Origin of the sequence: Streptomyces malaysiense, from assembly GCF_000980885.2 — a bacterium.
GTDB classification, from domain to species: domain Bacteria; phylum Actinomycetota; class Actinomycetes; order Streptomycetales; family Streptomycetaceae; genus Streptomyces; species Streptomyces malaysiense.
The window spans coordinates 125,437-144,732 of record NZ_LBDA02000001.1; the positions used below are offsets into that span (position 1 = coordinate 125,437).

The 19,296-nt window shown below is 74.0% G+C and carries 16 protein-coding genes; 8 read left to right on the forward strand and 8 right to left on the reverse strand.

Annotated features, from left to right (window positions below; all coding sequences use genetic code 11):
• Nucleotides 1-121 precede the first annotated feature (121 nt).
• Both VT52_RS00590 and VT52_RS00595 read left to right on the forward strand, forming a co-directional pair.
• Nucleotides 122-625 (forward strand): flavin reductase family protein, encoded by a 504-nt coding sequence (locus VT52_RS00590; RefSeq protein ID WP_046427243.1) that lies wholly within the window; start codon nt 122-124, stop codon nt 623-625.
• Nucleotides 626-638: 13 nt separating this feature from the next.
• On the forward strand, nt 639-1,202 hold the full coding sequence (locus tag VT52_RS00595) for an SMI1/KNR4 family protein (RefSeq protein WP_046427242.1): 564 nt from the start codon (nt 639-641) through the stop codon (nt 1,200-1,202).
• 39 nt (nt 1,203-1,241) lie between these two features.
• Here the strand turns inward: VT52_RS00595 and VT52_RS00600 are convergent, their stop codons facing one another.
• From VT52_RS00600 to VT52_RS00615, 4 genes are all read right to left on the reverse strand, one after another.
• On the reverse strand, nt 1,242-3,644 hold the full coding sequence (locus VT52_RS00600) for a SpoIIE family protein phosphatase (RefSeq protein ID WP_046427278.1): 2,403 nt from the start codon (nt 3,642-3,644) through the stop codon (nt 1,242-1,244).
• Nucleotides 3,645-3,818: 174 nt separating this feature from the next.
• Nucleotides 3,819-4,187 carry a hypothetical protein gene (locus VT52_RS00605; RefSeq protein ID WP_046427276.1) on the reverse strand — a complete coding sequence of 123 codons (369 nt, stop codon included), beginning with the start codon at nt 4,185-4,187 and terminating at the stop codon, nt 3,819-3,821.
• Nucleotides 4,188-4,628: 441 nt separating this feature from the next.
• The gene (locus VT52_RS00610; RefSeq protein ID WP_046427240.1) at nt 4,629-5,546 is read right to left on the reverse strand and encodes a MurR/RpiR family transcriptional regulator; all 918 of its coding nucleotides are present in this window, start codon (nt 5,544-5,546) and stop codon (nt 4,629-4,631) included.
• A 288-nt stretch (nt 5,547-5,834) separates the two neighbouring features.
• A complete protein-coding gene (locus VT52_RS00615) occupies nt 5,835-6,485 on the reverse strand; it encodes a nucleoside/nucleotide kinase family protein (protein WP_046427274.1) in 651 nt (216 codons plus the stop codon).
• A gap of 106 nt (nt 6,486-6,591) precedes the next feature.
• Between VT52_RS00615 and VT52_RS00620 the strand changes: the two genes are divergently transcribed.
• Nucleotides 6,592-7,332 (forward strand): beta-phosphoglucomutase family hydrolase, encoded by a 741-nt coding sequence (locus VT52_RS00620; RefSeq protein ID WP_046427239.1) that lies wholly within the window; start codon nt 6,592-6,594, stop codon nt 7,330-7,332.
• Nucleotides 7,329-9,686 carry a glycoside hydrolase family 65 protein gene (locus tag VT52_RS00625; protein ID WP_046427238.1) on the forward strand — a complete coding sequence of 786 codons (2,358 nt, stop codon included), beginning with the start codon at nt 7,329-7,331 and terminating at the stop codon, nt 9,684-9,686. Before VT52_RS00620 ends, VT52_RS00625 begins: the two co-directional genes overlap by 4 nt.
• A 32-nt stretch (nt 9,687-9,718) precedes the next feature.
• Here VT52_RS00625 and VT52_RS00630 read toward each other — a convergent pair whose 3' ends face one another.
• Nucleotides 9,719-10,609, reverse strand: coding sequence for a M56 family metallopeptidase (locus tag VT52_RS00630; RefSeq protein WP_046427236.1), 891 nt, complete (start codon nt 10,607-10,609; stop codon nt 9,719-9,721).
• A gap of 123 nt (nt 10,610-10,732) precedes the next feature.
• Nucleotides 10,733-11,116, reverse strand: a complete 384-nt coding sequence (locus VT52_RS00635; RefSeq protein WP_079174762.1) for a BlaI/MecI/CopY family transcriptional regulator — start codon at nt 11,114-11,116, stop codon at nt 10,733-10,735.
• Nucleotides 11,117-11,271: 155 nt separating this feature from the next.
• Here VT52_RS00635 and VT52_RS00640 point away from each other — a divergent pair, with 155 nt between their 5' ends.
• Together VT52_RS00640 and prcB are read left to right on the forward strand one after the other, a co-directional pair.
• Complete coding sequence (locus tag VT52_RS00640) at nt 11,272-12,792, forward strand: hypothetical protein (RefSeq protein ID WP_046427233.1); 1,521 nt, start codon at nt 11,272-11,274, stop codon at nt 12,790-12,792.
• Between the two features lie 34 nt (nt 12,793-12,826).
• A complete protein-coding gene (prcB, locus tag VT52_RS00645; RefSeq protein ID WP_046427272.1) occupies nt 12,827-13,681 on the forward strand; it encodes a proteasome subunit beta in 855 nt (284 codons plus the stop codon).
• A gap of 360 nt (nt 13,682-14,041) precedes the next feature.
• Here prcB and VT52_RS00655 read toward each other — a convergent pair whose 3' ends face one another.
• Nucleotides 14,042-14,863 (reverse strand): phosphatase PAP2 family protein, encoded by an 822-nt coding sequence (locus tag VT52_RS00655; RefSeq protein WP_063888380.1) that lies wholly within the window; start codon nt 14,861-14,863, stop codon nt 14,042-14,044.
• Nucleotides 14,864-14,933: 70 nt separating this feature from the next.
• The gene (locus tag VT52_RS00660; protein WP_046427266.1) at nt 14,934-15,593 is read right to left on the reverse strand and encodes a DedA family protein; all 660 of its coding nucleotides are present in this window, start codon (nt 15,591-15,593) and stop codon (nt 14,934-14,936) included.
• A gap of 211 nt (nt 15,594-15,804) precedes the next feature.
• On the opposite strand from VT52_RS00660, the gene efeU reads away from it, so the two are divergent.
• Entirely contained in the window at nt 15,805-17,865 is a 2,061-nt protein-coding gene (gene efeU, locus VT52_RS00665) for an iron uptake transporter permease EfeU (protein ID WP_046427231.1), read from the forward strand.
• 38 nt (nt 17,866-17,903) lie between these two features.
• On the forward strand, nt 17,904-19,175 hold the full coding sequence (gene efeB, locus VT52_RS00670) for an iron uptake transporter deferrochelatase/peroxidase subunit (protein WP_046427264.1): 1,272 nt from the start codon (nt 17,904-17,906) through the stop codon (nt 19,173-19,175).
• Nucleotides 19,176-19,296: the final 121 nt, after the last annotated feature.

Sequence of the window (19,296 nt, forward strand, 5' to 3'; positions counted from 1 at the left end):
GGCGATTCGGTGGCGGCGCGCGGGGAACGCCGGACCACGGGACGACGAGTGCGCGAAACGATCGGCACGCGGGCACGGCACTCGCGGGCGACGGGTGCGGCGGCGGACGGAGCGGAGCGGTATGGCGCGGGCGGAGGACGGTTTCCTGGGGCGGCTCGACCCCGACATGTGCGTGGTCACGGCCGCGGCCCGCGGTGAGCGGGCGGGCTGTCTGGTCGGCTTCGCCTCGCAGTGCTCCATCCGGCCACCCCGGTTCGCCGTGTGGCTGTCCAAGGTCAACCACACCTATCGAGTCGCCCGCGCCGCGCACTGCCTCGTCGTCCACCTGCTCACCCGCGACCAGCGCGCCCTCGCGGAACGCTTCGGCGGCGAGACCGGGGACGACACCGACAAGTTCGTCGGCCTCGACTGGGTGCCAGGACCTGACGGCGCGGTCGTCCTCGCGGACGCGGCGGCCTGGTTCGTCGGCGGCATCCTGCACCGCGTCGACGGCGGCGATCACGTCGGCTTCGTACTCGACCCCCTGGAGTGGGGCGGGGGAGCGGCGGGCCCCCTGTTGCGACTGTCCGACACGGCCGGCATCGAGGCCGGGCACCCAGTGGACCGACTTGCCGGCGGGTTCTGACAGCATCGCGGTCATGATCGATGTCGATGACCTCGTGCAACGCGTCGCCGTCCGGGCCGCTGCGGACAACGAGGACCTTCCCGCACCGGTCGGGGCCGCGCGGATCGCGGAGGCCGAGGCGCGGCTGGGCTTCGCGCTGCATCCCCTGCTCGCGCGCCTGTACCGCGAGGTCGCTGACGGCGGCTTCGGCCCCGACTACCGTCTGCTGCCGCTGCTCGGTCCGGGCTCCAGCGTCGTCGGCGAATACCTCGCCCGGCGCGAGGAGTCCGTCTCGGCGGATCACCCGCAGTGGCCCGAAGGCGTCGTACCGATCCTGACCTGGGGCTGCGCCATGTACGCCGGTGTCGACTGCCGCGGCGAGGACGGCCAGGTCCTGCTCTTCGAACCGAACCCGTACAGCGGCGGGTCGTGGGCCCGGTGCTGGTTTCTCGACTCCGCCGGCATCGCGGCATGGCTGGAGACCTGGCTCGCGGGAACCGGCTGGTTCGACGAGGACGCCTGCGACAGGGACGACGTGGCCGAACCGCAGCCATGGGACCAGGCCGCGAGCCGCTTGTCGCGCGGCGCCTCAAGGTAGTTCCGTACGGCGGTGTGAGCCAACCGGTCAGGGGCAGGGTCAGGTCGTGGAGTCGGGCGATGCCGAGCGTGGCCCGGTGACGGCCGTCACCGGCACCCGGATGTCCACCACGCACACGTCGTCCCGCCATTCGTCCACCAGCATGGCCGTGAGCAGTGCTGACAGGGAGCCGGATTCCCCGTCCCCATGGGCGCGTACCGCTCGCGCGAGGCGGTCGAGGCCCGCGTCCAGGCTCTCGCCGGGCCGTTCGACCAGGCCGTCGGTGTAGAGCAGCAGCCGGTCGCCGGGTTCCAGGCGCAACTCCGCGGATTCGTAGTGCGGGTCGGCCGCGGCACCGAGCAACAGGCCGCCGGGGCGGTCGAGATAGCGCACATCCCGGCCGCGCACCAGCAGGGGTGGCGGATGCCCGGCCTGGGCCCAGGCGAGGAGCCGGCGCTGCGGGTCGTAGCGGGCCATGACCATGGTGGCCGTCATACGGCTGTCCCGGGAGTGCAGCAGCAGATGGTTCAGCCGTGCCAGGGCGACGGTGAGCGAGGTGCCGGTGCTGACCATCCCCTTGGCGGTGAAGCGGAGCTGGGCCATGGTGGCCACCGCGTCGATGCCGTGTCCGGCCACGTCGCCGACCACGAACAGCGCGTCGTAGTCCGGAAGTTCGATGGCGCTGAACCAGTCACCACCGACGTGGATACCGGCCTGCGCCGGCAGATAGGCGACCTCGACGCGCAGCCCGGCCAGCCGCACCGGCTTGCTGGGCAGGGGCAGCAGGGCGTGCTGCAGCCGGGCGGCGAGGGCGCGTTCGGCCTGCAGGACGCCGCGTTGCAGCGACATGGTGCGCTCGCTCCTGACCAGGGCGAGTTCCGCGCTGCGCTGCGCGGTGAGGTCCTGCACGAAGCCGTGCACCTCGGCCGGGGTGCCGTCCGGCTCGCTGACGGCCTCGGCGACCATCCGCAGATGGCGTACGCCCTCGGGTGTCTCGACCCGGAACGGCATGTCGTACGGCCGCCCCCGGTGGATCAGTCCGGCGATCGCGGCGGTCAGCGCGTCCGCGTCCCGCGGCACTGCCAGCCGCGGGAGCTTCTCCAGTTCCAGCGGCCCCTGGTCGGGGTCGCACCCCAGGACCGCGTACGCCTGCCCGGACCAGGAGATCTCCCGGGTGAGCAGATTCCAGTTCGCCCAGCCGAGGTTGCCGAGCCGCTGCACGTCGGCCAGCCGCTGCTCCTGCCGGGCGAGGGGGTCGTGCCGCAGCCAGGACACCAGCAGCCCCGCGCCCAGTGGAGCGGCCCGCACCGAGAAAGTGCCGGTCAGGGTCACCCCGTCGGCCGTCTCCCGGTAGGCGAACGGCTCGCTCTCGAACGGCACCCCGGACTCCAGGGTCTCCAGATAGCCCCGCCACAGCGGCTCGCCCGCCACGGACGGGTAGCTCTCCAGGATGAGCCGGCCGACCAGGTCCGGGCCCGTGCGGCCGGACACGTCGACCGCCTGCGGGGTGGCGGCGTCGATGCGGTAGTCCGCCACCTCGCCGGCGGCGGTGCGCAGCGGCGTCAGCAGGACCGCGGCACCGGGCAGCGCGTCGAACACCGCCTGCACGATCTCCGCGACGCGCGGATCCCCGGGCGCCTGCCGCGCGGCGTCGAAGACGCGCAGCCGCCCCGCGCACAACCGGGCTGCGGCGAGGAGCAGCTGGCGCTCGTGCGGCTCGAACGGCCCGCCGCACCGGCGCAGTACCCCGAGAACGAACCGGGCGGTTCCACCGGCGGGTACCGGCAGCCACACCCGGCTCGGCCACCGTTCCGGCGGGCCCCCGACCAGCGTGTGGCGGGCCCGGTCGGCGGGCAGGTCCTGCAGCCACAGCGGCTCGCCCGCCGTCAGCGCCTCGATCGCGGGCAGTCCGGTCAACGGGGGAACATGCCGCCACCGGGCGGCGAACGGCTCGTCGATCCCGGCATGCCCGGCCAGTTCGAGACCGCCCTCGTCCTGCCACTCGTAGAGGAGTACCGCATCGGCCCGTACCTGCGGCGCCAGGTGGTGCAGAAGGCGGTCGGCCAGTTCGTGGGCGGACCGCACGCGGAGCAGGTCGCGCCCCATCCCGCCGAGCACCTCCACCGTCCCCGAGGCGTCGGCGGCACCGGGCGCGGGCGTCGCGCGGGGCGCGGGTGCGGACCGGGGCCGCTCGGGCGCCGGTGGATCACGGCGCGGCCGCAGGGAGTCCAGGGTGAACCGGCACTGTTCGAGAAGGGTGCGTCCGCTGTCCTCGGCGCGCCTGCGCAGTTCCTGGTCGGCGGCGTCCGGGGTGCATCCGGTGACCGCCATCAGGGCGCCCTTGGCCCGTTCGAGGACCGCCGGCGGCACGGCGAGATCGGCCGGCCGCTCCAGCCCGGCACGCTGCCGGGCCTCGACCTCTGCCGGCGCGGCGCTCTCGGCGCCGGTCCCGGGGTCGTCCATCGAGGGCGCGGACTCGCTGGTCACGCGATGAGCATCGCACATTCGGGCGCGTTCGATCGCTTGTCCGCAGGGGGGAAGTGCCACGGCTCTCCGCCCGCCCCTCTCGGGGTCCGGCCGGTGCGACGTGGACCGGGGCGGTCCGGGCGGCACGCGGGTGCGGGGCCGGGGCGGGGCTCAGCGGCGAGACAGGGCCGTGCTGACCGCGCGGACGCTGCGGGCGATGTGCTGGAGCTGCAGCACCTCGGCGGCGTACATCTTGATCGTGTGCTCGATGACCGCCTCGGGCAGTCCGAGCGTCGGCAGCTCGGCCCGCGCCGTCTGGAGCGCGGTGCGGGCCACCCGGATCTCCTGCTCGACCTGGATCTGCGCGTGCCGGGCGAGCAGTACGGGGTGCCGGATCAGGGCCGGATAGCTGGCGTAGCGCGCCGGGATCAGCTCGCGCAGCCATTTGGCGGCCGAGCGCTCCCAGTCGTACGAGCCCGGTGTCTTGACCTGGCAGGGCCAGTCGGGGCTGATGCGCATGCTGGTCAGGGGCATGGTCACGGGCATGGTCACGGGCATGGTCACTTCCGGTCTGCGGCGTCGTGAGGGTGGTCCGACGAGATGCGGGCGGCCCCGGCCTAGGGGATGACCGGGGCCGCCCCTGATGCGGCACAGGGGCGCCGCACCACCGGACATCCCGGGCGCCGTCTGGGTAGGTGGCGGCGGTCCTGGATGTCCGCGCGGGCGATCCGCCAGCAGAGTATTTATATATACCGAGCAGTTTGCAAGACGTATGAAAACATTCATGCGTGATATGCGCCGAAAGATCCGTCTACGGGCGTTCGACGACCGCAAGATCTTCACGGGTGTGTGGGCCGCACCGCAGGACCGGCGGGGCGCGGTCACGCGGAGGGGACGGCTGTCGTGGGCGAAGGGTGACCGCTCTCGTCGGCGGAGGGGACAGCTGCCCGTGAGGGGGGGCGGCTCTCGTGAGGGGGGCGTTCAGTCCCGCACGAAGAACTGGTGCTGGTCGGACACCTGCTCGTACTTCTCCAGCCGGGCCTGCGTCCGCTCCGGGTCGGCGTCGGTCATCGCCTGGAGCAGTGCCGCGGCCATCACGTTGGGCGCGGCGTAGGAGTCGAAGACCAGCCGGGAGCCGGTGCCGGTGGCGAAGGTGACGTCGGCCTCGTCGGCCAGCGGCCCGAGCGCGAGGTCGGTGATCAGGGCGACCTTGAGGCCGGCGCGGTGGGCGACCCGGACCGCCTGGAGCGTCTCGTGCGAGTGCCGGGGCATGGCGAACGCCAGCACCCAGCTGCCGCCTGCCTCGCGGGACTGCAGCAGCGCGTCGTAGGCCACGCTGCCGCCCCGGGTGACCAGCCGGACGTCGGGGTGGATACGGCGGGCCGCGTACCCGAAGTACTCCGCCAGCGACTCCGCGATGCGCAGGCCGAGCACGGTCAGCGGGGTGGAACGGGACAGCTCGCGGCCGATGTGGATCACCCGGTCCGGATCGGCGAAGTCGCGGCGCAGGTACTCCAGGTTCGCGATCTCGGCGTCCACGGCCGCCTGGAGCTCATTGGCGCGGTTCGGCTCGGCGGGGCCGCCGGCCAGGGCCTTCAGCGCGATGGACTGGAGCCGCTCGCGCAGGGCGGGGTAGCCGCTGAAGCCGACAGCACCGGCGAAGCGGGTGACGGAAGGCTGGCTGACCCCGACCCGGTCGGCGAGTTCGGTGATCGACAGGAACGCGGCCTCGGTGATGTGTTCGATCAGGTACTGCGCGATCCGCCGCTGCCCCGGTGACAGGCGAGGGCCGTCGAACAGCTCCCTGAGCTGGGATGTCGGGGCGGCCTCGGCCTCCGGCACGGTCTTGCCCGAAGTGATCGCTGATGCATGTGCGCGGGCCTGCTGCGGCGAGGGCACCGGTCCGTCTCCTTTGTCTCCCACGAGCACTCAACATAGCTCACCCAGGGCCGTGACCAGCGGGTTGACCAGCAATCGAGCGAACCGGACCAGCACTCGGCGCGACCAGGGGAATCGGCCCCGCGGACCGTGGGCCGCCCGACCCTGCCGCCGGGGCCGTCGGGTCCTGCTGACCTGAGGCCGTCCGGTCCTGCTGACCTGGGGCTGCCCGGTCCCGCCGGCCTGGAGGCGCCCGGTCCTGCCGGTCAGAGGCAGGCCGGTGCGGCAGGCCGGTGTGGCCGGCCGAGGTCACGAAGGTGAGGGCAGCGCCCCCGCCGGGACCAGCAGATCCGCCCGCCCCCGTGTCGTCGCCACCAGTTCGGCATTGCGCTGGTCCGTGCCCAGCGCCCAGGCGCGCGCCGCCGCGGGCTCCTTGCCGAACTCCTCGTGCCGGGCCACCAGTCGGCGGATCCGCTCGTCCTCCGGGAGCTCGCAGTACCAGACCTCGTCCAGGCACGGCCGCACCCGTGCCCACGAACCCTCCCGGAGGAGGAGGTAGTTGCCCTCGGTCACCACGAGCCGGGCGGCCGGCCCCACCGGGATCGCACCGGCGAGCGGCTGCTCCAGGACCCGCTCGAACCCGGGCGCGTACACCACCTCCGCCGTCTCCTCGCGCAGCCGCCGCAGCAGCGCCGCGTACCCGGCCGCGTCGAAGGTGTCCGGTGCGCCCTTGCGGTCCCGCCGTCCCAGCCGGTCGAGTTCGGCGTCGGCCAGGTGGAAGCCGTCCATGGGGACATGGGCGGCCCACCCGGGTCCGCCGGCGTTCAGGGCGCGCACCAGACACGCGGCCAGCGTGGACTTGCCCGCGCCGGGGCCGCCCGCGATGCCGAGCAGGGCGCGCCGCCCGTCCCGGGGGAGCGCGCGGGCGCGCGCCAGGAGATCGTCGAAGGCGGGGGACACGCGGTCGGGGGGCAACGGCACACCCACGAGTGTGCCACCCCGAAACCGGGAAAAATGTGGCGCGGGACACTCGCTGGAGCGCCGCTCATGGGGAACAGTCCTCGGTATGACTCAGCTCGGTCTGCCCGACGGCATCCAGGCCTGCCTCTTCGACCTCGACGGGGTCGTCACCAAGACCGCCGTGCTGCACGCGGCCGCCTGGAAGGAGACGTTCGACGCCTTCCTGCGTTCCCACGAGGGCGCACAGGAACGGCTGTTCGACGCGGTCGCCGACTACGACGAGTACGTCGACGGCCGCCCCCGCGCCGACGGGGTGCGCGCCTTTCTGGACTCGCGGGGCATCCGTCTGCCGGAGGGCTCACCGGATGATCCGCCGGACGCCCTGACGGTGAACGGCCTCGGCAACCGGAAGAACGAACTGCTCCTGGAGCGGATCCGCACCGGCGGCGTCGAGGCGTACGAGGGCACCCTGCGCTACCTGGAGGCGGTCCGCGCCGAGGGGCTGCGCACCGCGATCGTCTCCTCCAGCGCCAACTGCCGTGACGTGCTGCGGGCCGTGGACGCCGAGCACTTCTTCGACGTACGGATCGACGGCGTGGTGGCCGCCGAGCGCGAGCTGCCGGGCAAGCCGCACCCCGACACCTTCCTCGCCGCCGCCCACGACCTCCGCGTCGAACCGTCCCGGGCGGCCGTCTTCGAGGACGCGCAGGCCGGCATGGACGCGGGCCGCGCGGGTGGCTTCGGGTTCGTCGTCGGCCTCGACCGGGTGGGCCAGCGCGACGCGCTGTACGCGCACGGCGCGAGTGTCGTCGTCGAGGACCTCGCCGAACTGGGGGGCAAGCGGTGATCAACCACGGGTCTTACGCGGTCGAGCCGTGGGCGGTGCGCGAGACCACCCTCGACCTCGACGTGCTCGCCCAGAGCGAGTCCGTGTTCGCGCTGTCCAACGGCCACGTCGGCTGGCGCGGCAACCTCGACGAGGGCGAACCCCACGGACTGCCCGGCAGCTACCTCAACGGCGTGCACGAGGTGCACCCGCTGCCGTACGCGGAGGCCGGCTACGGCTATCCGGAGTCCGGCCAGACCGTCATCAACGTCACCAACGGCAAGGTCCTGCGGCTGCTCGTGGACGACGAGCCGTTCGACCTGCGCTACGGCCGTCTCACCGCCCACGAGCGGGTGCTGGACCTGCGCCGGGGGGTGCTGGAGCGGACCTGCGAGTGGACCTCCCCGGCCGGTTCCACGGTCCGGGTGCGCTCGACCCGGCTGGTCTCGCTCACCCAGCGCGCGGTGGCCGCCGTGGCGTACGAGGTGGAGGCCGTCGACGCCCGCAGCCGGGTGGTGATCCAGTCCGAACTGGTCGCCAACGAGAGCCTGCCCGGCTCGGACGGCGATCCGCGCGCCGCGATGGCGCTCCACTCGCCCCTGGAGCAGGAGGACCATTTCGCCACGGGCAACCGGCTGCGCCTGGTGCACCGGACCCGGCGCAGCGGGCTGCGGGTCGCGGTCGCCGCCGACCATGCCGTCAGCGGCCCCGGGCAGACCACCACGACCAGCGAGAGCGGCACCGACCTGGCCCGGCTGACCGTCACCTCGGTCCTGGAGCCCGGCCAGAGCCTGCGGGTGGAGAAGCTGGTCGCCCACGGCTGGTCCGCGACCCGCTCGCTGCCCGCGATGGCCGACCAGGTCGACGCCGCGCTCGCGGCCGCCGCCCATGACGGCTGGCGCGGACTGCTCGCCGACCAGCGGGCCGGCCTGGACGACTTCTGGGCGCGCGCCGACGTCGAGGTCGGCGGCGACGAGGAGATCCAGCAGGCCGTACGGTTCGCCCTGTTCCACGTCCTGCAGGCCGGGGCCCGCGCGGAGCGGCGCGCGATACCCGCGAAGGGCCTGACCGGCTCCGGCTACGACGGGCACGCCTTCTGGGACACCGAGATGTTCGTGCTGCCGCTGCTCACCCACACCGCGCCCGCGGCCGTCGCCGAGGCGCTGCGCTGGCGGTACAGCACCCTGGACGAGGCCCGCGAGCGCGCGGCCCAACTGGGGCTCGCCGGGGCCGCGTTCCCCTGGCGGACCATCGCGGGACCGGAGGGCTCGGCGTACTGGCCGGCCGGCACCGCGGCCTTCCATGTGAACGCCGGCATCGCCGACGCCGTCGTCCGCTACGTCGAGGCCACCGGCGACACCGGCTTCGAACGCGAGGCCGGGGTCGAACTCCTGGTGGAGACAGCCCGGTTGTGGCGCTCCCTCGGTCACCACGACGCCCACGGCGTCTACCACCTCGACGGTGTCACCGGACCCGACGAGTACAGCGCGGTCGCCGACGACAACACCTACACGAATCTGATGGCGCGTCAGAACCTTTTGTCCGCCGCCGATGCCGTCGAGCGCCATCCGGACGAGGCCGCCCGGCTCGGGGTGGACGAGGAGGAGAGCGCGGCCTGGCGGGACGCGGCCGCGGCGATGCACGTGCCGTACAACGCCGAACTCGGCGTGCACGAGCAGCACTCCGGGTTCACCCGCTACCAGCGCTGGGACTTCGAGGGCACCCGCTCCGACCAGTACCCGCTGCTGCTGAACTTCCCGTACTTCGACCTCTACCGCAAACAGGTCATCAAACAGGCCGACCTGGTGCTGGCGCTGTACACCTGCGACGGCTGGTTCGCCGAGCGGTACGACGAGGAGCAGATCGCCCGGAACTTCGCCTACTACGAGCCGCTGACCGTGCGCGACTCCTCCCTGTCCGCCTGCTGCCAGGCCGTCGTCGCCGCCCGCACCGGCCATCTCGACCTCGCCTACGACTACACGGCCGAGGCGGCCCTGATGGACCTGCGCGACCTGGAGCACAACACCCGGGACGGACTGCACATCGCCTCGCTCGCCGGCACCTGGATGGCGCTGGTCGCGGGCTTCGGCGGAATGCGCCGCGACGGCGAACGGCTGCGTTTCGCCCCCCGGTTGCCCGAACGGCTCTCCCGGCTCGCCTTCCATGTGCAGTTCCGGGGCCGCCGGCTGCGGGTGGAGATCGACGCGGACAAGACGACGTACGAGCTGCTCGACGGGCCGCCGCTGGACCTGCGGCACCACGGTGACGCCGTCACCGTGACCACGAGCGAGCCGGCCGTCCGCGCCGTACCGCCGTCCGCCCGCCGGCCGGTGCCGCGGCAGCCGCGGCACCGGGTCCCGAACCAGACCTCCTGAGGTCCGGGTCCGCCGGGGCGGGCCCGGACCGGTCAGAGCGGCGCGCCCGTCAACAGCCGGAAGAGGTCGCGCGTCGCGTCGGCGGCCAGCAGCGGCGGCAGCGTGCTCAGGGCGAGGACCGCCAGCGCGGCGGAGCCCAGGCTGGGCTGCGGGGCGGCCTGGAGGGCGGCGATACGACGGGTGACGGCGTGGTCGGCGAAGTGCAGCGCGCACACCGCGCCGCCGCGTTGCGCCGTGAGCGCGGCGCGCGCCAGTGCGTGGGCGGTGGTACGGCGGTCGCCCACCGCGGCCGCCGCCCGCTCGTCGGCCCACCGCTCCACCAGGTAGGCGACGGTCGAACGCACCGGGCACAGCAGCGGATCGGCCGCCGCCGCCAGGGCGGCCGCCGTCACCAGGACGTCGTGCCGGTGGGCGAGATGGGCCCGCTCGTGCGCGAGGAGCACCCGCCGCTCGGCGGGTCCGAGCGCGCCCAGCATCGCCGAGGTGACCAGGATCCGGCCCGGCCGCCCGGGAATCGCGCACGCCCGCGGCACCGCCGAGGCGGCCACGACCAGCTCGGTGTCCACCGGCTGCCCGGCGCACAACTGCCGCAGCGCCCGGCGGGTGCGCCGCTCGGCCCGCACGGCACGGCGCAGCCGCACGCCGATGACCACCAGCGTCAGACACGCGGCCAGCCCGATCACCGCGGGCACCGGATCGGCCGCCGCCCCGCCCTCCCCGGCCCCGCGCACCAGCGGCGGCACGTCCCCGAGCAGCGCGGCACCGAGCAGCACCAGCGTCCAGGTGGTGGCCCCGGCGGTCACCACGGCGGCCGCGGCCAGCACCCGCGCGGCCACCGCGGGCGCGACGTACCGGCCGGTCAGCGGGCCCGCCGCGGCGAGCAGCAGCGACAGAGCCAGCGGGCTGTACACGTCGAATCTCATGCGCGAGACCTCATGTCGTGGACGTCGTGCGCGGAACCTCGTGTGCCGAACCTCGTGCGGAGCCCTCGTACCCGGCCCGGTAAGCGGCTCTGTGGGCGGTCCTCGCGCGCGGAACCCGTCCGCTCACGCGTCGCCCTCGGCGAGCAGTTCGCGCAGCGCCCGCTCCTCCTCGCTGCTCAGGCCGGTCACGAACTGCTGGAGCGCGGCGATCGGGTCCGGGCCCCGGTCCAGAGCCTGGTGCATGGCCTCGGCGGTCACCTCGGCCGCGTTCTTCGCCGGACGGTACGCGCCGCGCCGCCCGTCCGCGTCGCGCAGCACCAGCCCCTTGTCGTACAGGCGTTTGAGGATGGTGTGCACAGTGTTGTACGCCAGACCGCCGCCGATCTCGGCCTGGATCTCCGCCGGGGTGAGCGGCCGGTCGGTGGCCCAGAGGGCGGCCAGCACCTCGCTCTCCAGCTCCCCGGCGCTGCGCCGTTCCGCCCTGCCCCGGGACCCTGTGCCAGCCATGCGCCAACCTTACAGCGCGTAGTGGCGGGGCCCGAGGGGACCGTACCGCCTTCCCGGGCTCCCGGGTGGGCGGCGGGTTCGCCCGGGATCTTCGGCCGTCCTGTGATGAGGTGGTCCTTTCAGGTTCCGCCCGGTTCGGGGCGAGGGGGAGGATGATGACCGGCAACACCGACGCCGTGCTCACCGGGCCGCGGGACGCCCGATCGCGGCCTTTGTCCGGCGGCGCCCGCCCCCTCCGGGCCGCCCTCCCGCTCGCGGCCGTCGCCGCCGCCTTCACCCTCGCCCAACTGCTCCTGGTCCGGCCCGGCATGGGCCTCGGCTGGGACGAGGCGGTGTACGTCAGTCAGGTCGGTGTCCGCGCTCCCGCCGCCTATTTCAGCGCGCCCAGGGCCCGCGGCATCTCCCTGCTGGTCGCGCCGGTCGCCGCGTGGTCGTCCTCGACGGTCCTGCTGCGCTGCTACCTCGCCGTCCTCTCCGGCCTCGCCCTGTACGTGGCGTCGCGGGCCTGGCGCGGCCTCTTCCCGCCCCGCGTCATCGTCCTGGGCGCCGCTCTCTTCGCCTCCCTGTGGGTGACCCTCTTCTACGGCCTCCAGGCCATGCCCAACTACTGGGTGGCGGTCGGGGCGTCGGTGACCGTCGGCTCCTACCTGCGCGCGGGCGCGCCCCGTTCCGGCCGGGCCGCGTTCGGGGGCCTGGCCGCGGGGGCCGTGCTGATGGGCTGGACGCGGCCCATGGACGCGGTGTGGGTCGTACTGCCGCTGCTCGCCACCGGTCTTCGGCACCGGCACTGGCACCGGCTGTCCGTACTGCTCGCGGGGCTCGCGGCCGGGGTCGCCGAGTGGGTGGTCGAGGCGTACGTACGCTACGGCGGCCTGCTGCACCGGCTGTCCGAGGGCTCGGCGATCCAGGGCGGCCTCGGCTGGCACCTCGCCGTCGTCGACCAGTTGCGCAGCCTCGGCGGGCGCACCCTGTGCCGGCCCTGCGCCGGCGCGCTGCCCGGCCCGCTCGTCACCTTCTGGTGGTGCGCGCTGCCCCTCCTGGCCGCGCTCGCCCTGCTGTTCGCGGTGCGCGCCGGACGCACGGCGGTCACCGCGCTGCCGCTGGCGTGCGCGGCGTCGGCCGCCTTCCCGTACCTGTTCCTGATCGGCTACGCGGCACCCCGCTTCCTGCTGCCCGCCTACGCCCTGCTCGCCTTCCCCGTCGCCGCCGCCCTGCTCCGCCTGGCGAGCGCCCCGCCCCCGCGCCGGCGCCCGGTGGCCCGCGGCGCGCTCCTGCTGGTGGCCGCCGTCCACCTCGGGGTCCAACTGACCGTCCTGGTACGCACGACGGACGTCGCGACCGCCGGTCACCGTTCCTGGTCGCGCACCGCCGCGACCCTGCACCGCCTCGGCGTGCGCGCCCCCTGCCTGGTCACCGGTGAGGACGCCCTGCCCGTCGCCTTCTACGCCGGCTGCTCCTCCGCCGCGACCTCCGGCCCCAACGCCGACACGACAGCGGACGCCATTGCGCGCACGGCCCGGCGCGTTCCGACGGCCACCCTCGTGCCGGCGGGGGCGGATCCGCCCGGATACGCCCGCGGCTGGCCGTGGGTCGCGGCCGGAACCGGGCGGCTGTACTACACACCGGGGCGTGGGGAGGGGTTTCCGGTGCGGCCGCGTCAGGTAGGAGACGGGTGACGGGTGGTACCGCGTGTCCATGGAGGGGAAGCAGATGACGGGGAACGACACCGCCGGGCTCATGGACGAGGCGTTCTTCACGCCGGGCAGCTCGTCCTTCGCCGAGTTCCTGGCCGCCCACCGGCCCCGGCTGCTGCCCACCACGTCCCCGCTGCCGCCCGGCACGAGCGCGACCCCGGGCCGTTTCCCGCACGGCACCACGGTGCTCGCGCTCACCTACGGCGACGGCGTGCTGCTCGCCGGGGACCGCCGGGCCACCATGGGCAACCTGATCGCCCAGCGGGACCTGGAGAAGGTCCACCCCGCCGACGACCACACGGCCGTCGCCTTCGCCGGCACCGTCGGACTCGCCCTCGACATGGTGCGGCTCTACCAGGTCGAACTGGCCCACTTCGAGAAGATCGAGGGCACCCCGATGACGCTGGGCGCGAAGGCGACGCGCCTGGCCACCATGATCCGGCAGAACCTCGCCCAGGCCATGCAGGGCCTCGCCGTCGTCCCCTTGCTCGCCGGGTACGACCTCTGCGCGCCCACGGGTGACGGCGGCCGCATCTTCGCCTACGACGCCGCCGGTGGCCTGTACGAGAAGCGGGAGTTCCACGCCGAGGGCTCCGGCTCGCCGTACGCCCGCGGCGCGCTCAAGAAGCTCTACCGGCCCGGCCTGAGCCGCCGGGAGGCCGCCCTCGCCGCGTTGCACGCTCTGTACGACGCGGCCGATGACGACTCGGCCACGGGCGGGCCCGATCTCAACCGCCGTATTTTCCCGGTTCTCTCGTTCATCACCGAGGAGGGTTACGAGCGGTTGCCTCAGGCCGAGGCCGAGGAGCTGAGCCGTGAGATGGTGCGGCGCCGTGAGGAGCGCCCGGACGGCCCGTATGTCGCGCCCTGAACCCGACGGGGTGTCATCCGTACGGCAGTGAACGCGGCCGGGGGCGGGGGGAACGGCTCTTCGCCGCTTCGTCCCGACGACGGCACGGGCCCGGCCGGTGCCTCATCCGTCCCGCCCTGGAGCGCAGGCGCCATGACACGGGCGCCATGACCTGGACGCCTGACCGAGGGCTGCCCGGGTCGGTGCTGGTGCGCGCCGGTCGGGCGGCCGCGGGCGAGGGCCGGCGCGGTGCCGAGCGGGCCGCCGACTCCACGCCCGGACCGGTCGCGGCGCCGGTGAGCCCGATCCGGGTGACGCCCGGGTCCCGCGGCGGGGTGTCGAGTCCGGTGCCGTGGCATGCGCCGCGCCGCCGCCCGGTGATCAGCGGGCCGCCCGGCCGGACGCCGGCCTCGTCCACCGGCCCGGTGCGGTCCGACGCCCGCCCGGCCCCGCCCCCGGGTTCCGCGGCGTTCCGGGACCGTCCGGCCGCCGTGCGACCCGGTGCGCGTCCGGTGACGTCGACGAGGAGCGCCGGCCGGAGCCGGAGCCCGGTGCGCCGGGCCTGAGGCCGGCGGGCAGCCACCGGGCCGCCGCCGTGAGCAGCAGGGCGAGCCAGCCCGCCGCGAACAGCCAGCCGCCCAGCACATCGGTGAACCAGTGCACCCCGAGGAAGATCCGGGTCAGCCCGACGCCCGCGCCCCAGCAGGCGGCCAGGAGCATCAGCGGGCCCCGGCCGCGCGGGGAGCGCGACCACAGCGCCGTGATCAGCAGTCCGGCCGTCAGCGCCGAGGTGGTGGTGTGCCCGGAGGGGTACGACCAGCCGGAGGCGAGCACCTCCCAGTCCCGGTACGGAGGCCGGGCCCGGCCGATCAGGTCCATCACGCCGTACCGCACCGCCTGCCCGAGGACGAGGCAGAGCAGGCTCAGCAGGGTGGCGGCCCGGCGCTGCCTGGCCGTACGGCCCGCGATCAGTCCGGCCGTGATCACCAGGGCGTACGGCACCGCGCCCGTACCCGTGTCGGTGAGTCCGCGCGCCGCCGCGACCGCCACCGGCGGCCGGTGCCCGAGGGACCAGGCGAGCAGCGCGCGGTCCGGGGCGAGCGGGGTGCCGTGCCGGGTGACCACGATCAGGGTCAGCGCCGCGAACGCGGCCCAGGCGCAGGCGCCGAGGCCGGCGACCGCCGCGGTCCCGCGGCGGCTCACGGCGCCGGCAGAGGCCGCGCCGAGCGCGCCCCCGCCGCCCCGAGCGCCCGCCCGGATGCCGCCGGGCCCGTCACGGGCTCTCCTTCGCCGCCCTGCGCGAGCGCAGTACTTCCGTGGCGAGCGGGATCAGCGAGACCAGCACGATGAGCGCGATCACCGGCAGCAGGTACCTGTCGACGTTCGGGATCGAGGACCCCAGCGCGTACCCGCCCATTGTGAGACCGACGCTCCAGAGCAGGCCGCCGATCACCTGCCACAGGGTGAAGGTGCGGGCCGGCACGCCGAGCGCGCCCGCCATCGGGTTCAGCACCGTACGCACCACCGGCACGAAGCGGGCCAGCACGATCGCCTTCGCGTGGCCGTACCGGTCCAGCAGCTCCTCCGCGCGGTGCGCGCCCTCGCGCAGTTTCGCCGACCGGGTGCGGGCCAGCAGCGCGCCGCCCGCCTTGCGGCCGATCAGGAACCCGCACTGGGAGCCCGCCAGCGCGCCGAACGCCGCCGCGACCAGGAGCGGTCCGAGAGCGAGGTGCAGCCCGCGGTCGGCGGCGCCCGTGCACAGCAGACCCGCCGTGAACAGCAGCGAGTCCCCGGGCAGGAAGAACCCGATCAGCAGGCCCGTCTCCGCGAAGAGCACCACGGCGACGCCGAACACGCCGAAGGCGGCCAGCAGCGAGTGGGCGTCGAGCACGTTGACCGCGAGCTGCGACGCCAGATGTGGGGGAGTGGCCACGGCCGGCACCTTTTCCTTCGACTTGCCTCGACAACATGTGACTACACATTTGTAGACGTTCGCGGGGCGTCCGACGGACTCGGACAGGGGATCCTTCCCGGACTTTGCCCTGCGATTACCGGTTCGTGACCGGTTGCCTACGAAGGTGTGGTCATCATGGTCGCGAAGGTAAGGCATGCCTTCGCTTAGTTTTCCGGGAGGGTCGCAGGGCATGTGGGACGACGCGTTTCCGAGTTTCCTGATCGGACTGAGGGAGGGACTCGAAGCCGGACTCATCGTCTCCATCCTGGTCGCCACCCTGGTGCGCGCGGAGGCGCGCTCGCGGCTGCCGCAGGTGTGGACGGGTGTGCTGGCCGCGATCGCCGTCGCGATGAGCTTCGGAGCGGTCCTCACCTTCACCGCCGCGTCCATGCCGGAGACGGCCCAGGAGGCCTTCGGCGGCTTCCTCAGCGTGATCGCCGTCGCGTTCGTCACCGCCATGGTGTTCTGGATGCGCCGCTCGGCCCGCAACCTCGCGGGCGAGCTGAAGCAGAAGGTCACCGGGGCCCTCGCCCTGGGCTCCGGCATGCTGATCCTCACCTCCTTCCTGGCCGTCGGCCGCGAGGGGCTGGAGACCGCCCTGTTCCTGTGGACCACCGCCCAGGCGGCCGGTGAGTCCGCGGGCCCGCTGACCGGCGCCGCGATCGGCCTGGTCCTCGCGGCCGGCCTGTGCTGGGGCCTGTACCGCAAGGTCCTGAAGATCAATCTGACGAAGTTCTTCACCGCCACCGGCGTCGTCCTGATCGTCATCGCCGCCGGGGTCCTCGGCTACGGCCTGCGCGACCTCCAGGAGGGCGGCGTGCTGCCCGGCGGGACGGCCTACGCCTTCGACCTCGCCGGCAGCATCGACGCCGGCTCCTGGTACAGCACCCTGGTCCAGGGCGTCTTCAACCTGATGCCCACCATGACGTGGCTCCAGGTGGTCGCCTACGCCGGCTACCTCGTCGTGGTGATGACCCTGTTCGTGCGCGGCGTGCGCGTCACCGCGCCCAAGGCCGCGCCGCGGCCCGAGCCCGGGTCGGCCGCCGCGGCTCCCGGTGCGACGGCCGCCGCGCCGAAGCCCGCGGCCCGGCGCCGCCCCGTCTGGGTGCTCCCGGCCGCGGTGGTGGCCGTACCCGCGGTCGTCGCCGGACTCCTCGTCGCCCTCGGCCGCCCCAAGCCCGCCGGGGACGAGACCGTCGCCGTCTCCGAGACCGACTGCGGCAAGGGGTTCACCGCGCCCAAGCCCGGCCGGCAGACCTTCCGGATGCACAACACCGGCCGCCAGGCCTCCGAGGTCTACCTGATCGACCCGTCCACCAACGCGGTCTACGGCGAGATCGAGGGGCTCGCCCCGGGCACCACCCGCGACCTCGTCGCCACCGTCGCAGGCGGCACCTACGCCTGGCGCTGCGTCCCCGCGAGCGGCAAGGCCGTCACCTCCGCGGCGGTCACCGTCCGCGGCGGCGGTGGCGCGGCCGAGCCGGTCGCCCCCGTCTCCGAGCAGGACCTCGCCGCGCCCCTGAAGTCGTACAAGGCGTACGTCGGCAAGGGCCTGGACACCCTCGTCGGGCAGACCCGCACCCTCCAGCACGACATCGAGGGCGGCCACCTCGGCAAGGCCCGCACCGACTGGCTCACCGCCCACCGCACCTACGCCTCCCTCGGCGCCGCCTACGGCACCTTCGAGGACTTCGACAAGAAGATCGACGGCCGCGCCGACGGTCTGCCGGGCGGCGAGCGGGACAAGGACTTCAGCGGCTTCCTGCGCCTGGAGTACGGCCTGTGGCACGACCAGTCGGCCAAGGAGCTGACCGGGCCCGCCCGGCAGCTCAGCGCGGACGCCGCCGGGCTGCGCAAGGCCTTCCCGCACCAGGACTTCGACCCCGGTGACCTGCCGCTGCGCGCCCACGAGATCCTGGAGAACACCCTCCAGTTCGAGCTGACCGGCGACACCGACGAGGGCAGCGGCACCAACCTCGCCACCGCCGACGCCAACCTCGCCGGCACCCGCGAACTGCTCACGGTCCTCAAGCCGCTGCTCACCGGCCGCGCCCCCAAGCTGCTGCCGGCCGTCGACAGCGACCTCGACCGGGTGCAGAAGCTGCTGGACGGGGACCACGACGGCGGCCACTGGACCCCCGTGGAGAAGCTCTCCGCCACCGACCGCCGGCGCCTCGACGGGGCCACCGGGCAGCTCCTGGAGGACCTCGCCCCGATCCCGGATCTGCTGGAGATCCGGAAGTCCGCCTGATGACCACCGCGCACCCGCACCCCGAAGGGAACCCGCCCATGTCCACCGCCGACACGCCGTCCTGCCCCGTCGGTCCCGCCCGCCGCTCCTTCGTGCGCGGCGCGCTGGGCGCCGGTGCCGCCGGAGCGGTGCTGGCCGGCGGCGGCTTCGCGCTCGCCGAGAGCGGTGGCACGGCCCAGGCCGCGCCGAGCGGTCCGGACGGACGCGCGAAGGTGCCCTTCCACGGCGCCCACCAGGCCGGGATCGTCACCTCGCCGCCGGCCGCCGCCGCGTTCGTCTCCTTCGACGTGATAGCCGACGACCGCGGGGGCCTCGCCGACCTGCTGAGGACCATCACCGAGCGGGCCCGCTTCCTCACCTCCGGCGGCGCACCCGCCGACCTCGGCGTCGGCGCGCCGCCCGCCGACAACGGCATCCTCGGCCCCGAGGTCCCCTCGGACGGCCTCACCCTCACGGTCGGCGTCGGCACCTCCCTCTTCGACGACCGCTACGGCCTCGCCAAGGCCAGGCCCGCCCGGCTCGTCCCGATGCGGACCTTCCCGAACGACAACCTGGACCCGGCCGAGTGCCACGGCGACCTCTCGCTCCAGATCTGCGCGCAGAGCAGGGACACCGTGCTGCACGCCCTGCGCGACATCGCCCGGCACACCCGCGGCGCGATGCAGGTCAAGTGGCGCATCGACGGCTTCCAGAACGCGCCCCGGCCCACCGGCGCCGCGCGCAATCTGCTGGGCTTCAAGGACGGCATCGCCAATCCGGACGTCCACTCCGCCCGTGAGACCGACAAGCTGATCTGGGTCGGCGACGGCCAGGGCGAGCCCGCCTGGGCCACCGGCGGCAGCTACCAGGTCATCCGGATCATCCGGATGCTGGTCGAGTTCTGGGACCGGGTCTCGCTCACCGAGCAGGAGAAGATGTTCGGCCGCCGCAAGGACACCGGCGCACCGCTGGACGGCGCCAGGGAGACCGACGCCCCCAACTACGCCAAGGACCCGCACGGCAACGCGATCCCGATGGACGCCCACATCCGCCTCGCCAACCCTCGCACCGCCGCGTCGGACAGCTCCCGCATCCTGCGCCGCGGCTACAACTACGACCGGGGCGCGGACAACGTCGGAAACCTCGACATGGGCCTCGTCTTCTGCTGCTACCAGCAGGACGTCAAGCGCCAGTTCGAGGCCGTGCAGACCCGGCTGATCGACGAGCCCCTGGTGGACTACATCTCCCCGACCGGCGGCGGCTACTTCTTCGCCCTGCCGGGCGTCCGGGACACCAAGGACTGGCTGGGCCGGGGCATGTTCTCCGCCTGATCCCCAGGGCCTGAGCGCCCGACCGGACCCGGCTTCTTTACCGCTCCCCCCGCCGGGGGAGCGGTCTTTTCCTGTTCATGGTCTTTTCCTGACCATGGGAAAGGCCTGCCGCCGCCTTTAC

Excerpts from the sequence above, each read along its gene's own strand:
- VT52_RS00590 (WP_046427243.1), top strand. The coding sequence starts at position 122 with ATGGCGCGGGCGGAGGACGGTTTCCTGGGGCGGCTCGACCCCGACATG.
- VT52_RS00595 (WP_046427242.1), top strand. The coding sequence starts at position 639 with ATGATCGATGTCGATGACCTCGTGCAACGCGTCGCCGTCCGGGCCGCT.
- VT52_RS00600 (WP_046427278.1), bottom strand. The coding sequence starts at position 3,644 with ATGGACGACCCCGGGACCGGCGCCGAGAGCGCCGCGCCGGCAGAGGTC.
- VT52_RS00620 (WP_046427239.1), top strand. The coding sequence starts at position 6,592 with ATGACTCAGCTCGGTCTGCCCGACGGCATCCAGGCCTGCCTCTTCGAC.
- VT52_RS00630 (WP_046427236.1), bottom strand. The coding sequence starts at position 10,609 with ATGAGATTCGACGTGTACAGCCCGCTGGCTCTGTCGCTGCTGCTCGCC.
- VT52_RS00635 (WP_079174762.1), bottom strand. The coding sequence starts at position 11,116 with ATGGCTGGCACAGGGTCCCGGGGCAGGGCGGAACGGCGCAGCGCCGGG.
- VT52_RS00640 (WP_046427233.1), top strand. The coding sequence starts at position 11,272 with ATGACCGGCAACACCGACGCCGTGCTCACCGGGCCGCGGGACGCCCGA.
- prcB (WP_046427272.1), top strand. The coding sequence starts at position 12,827 with ATGACGGGGAACGACACCGCCGGGCTCATGGACGAGGCGTTCTTCACG.
- efeU (WP_046427231.1), top strand. The coding sequence starts at position 15,805 with ATGTGGGACGACGCGTTTCCGAGTTTCCTGATCGGACTGAGGGAGGGA.
- efeB (WP_046427264.1), top strand. The coding sequence starts at position 17,904 with ATGTCCACCGCCGACACGCCGTCCTGCCCCGTCGGTCCCGCCCGCCGC.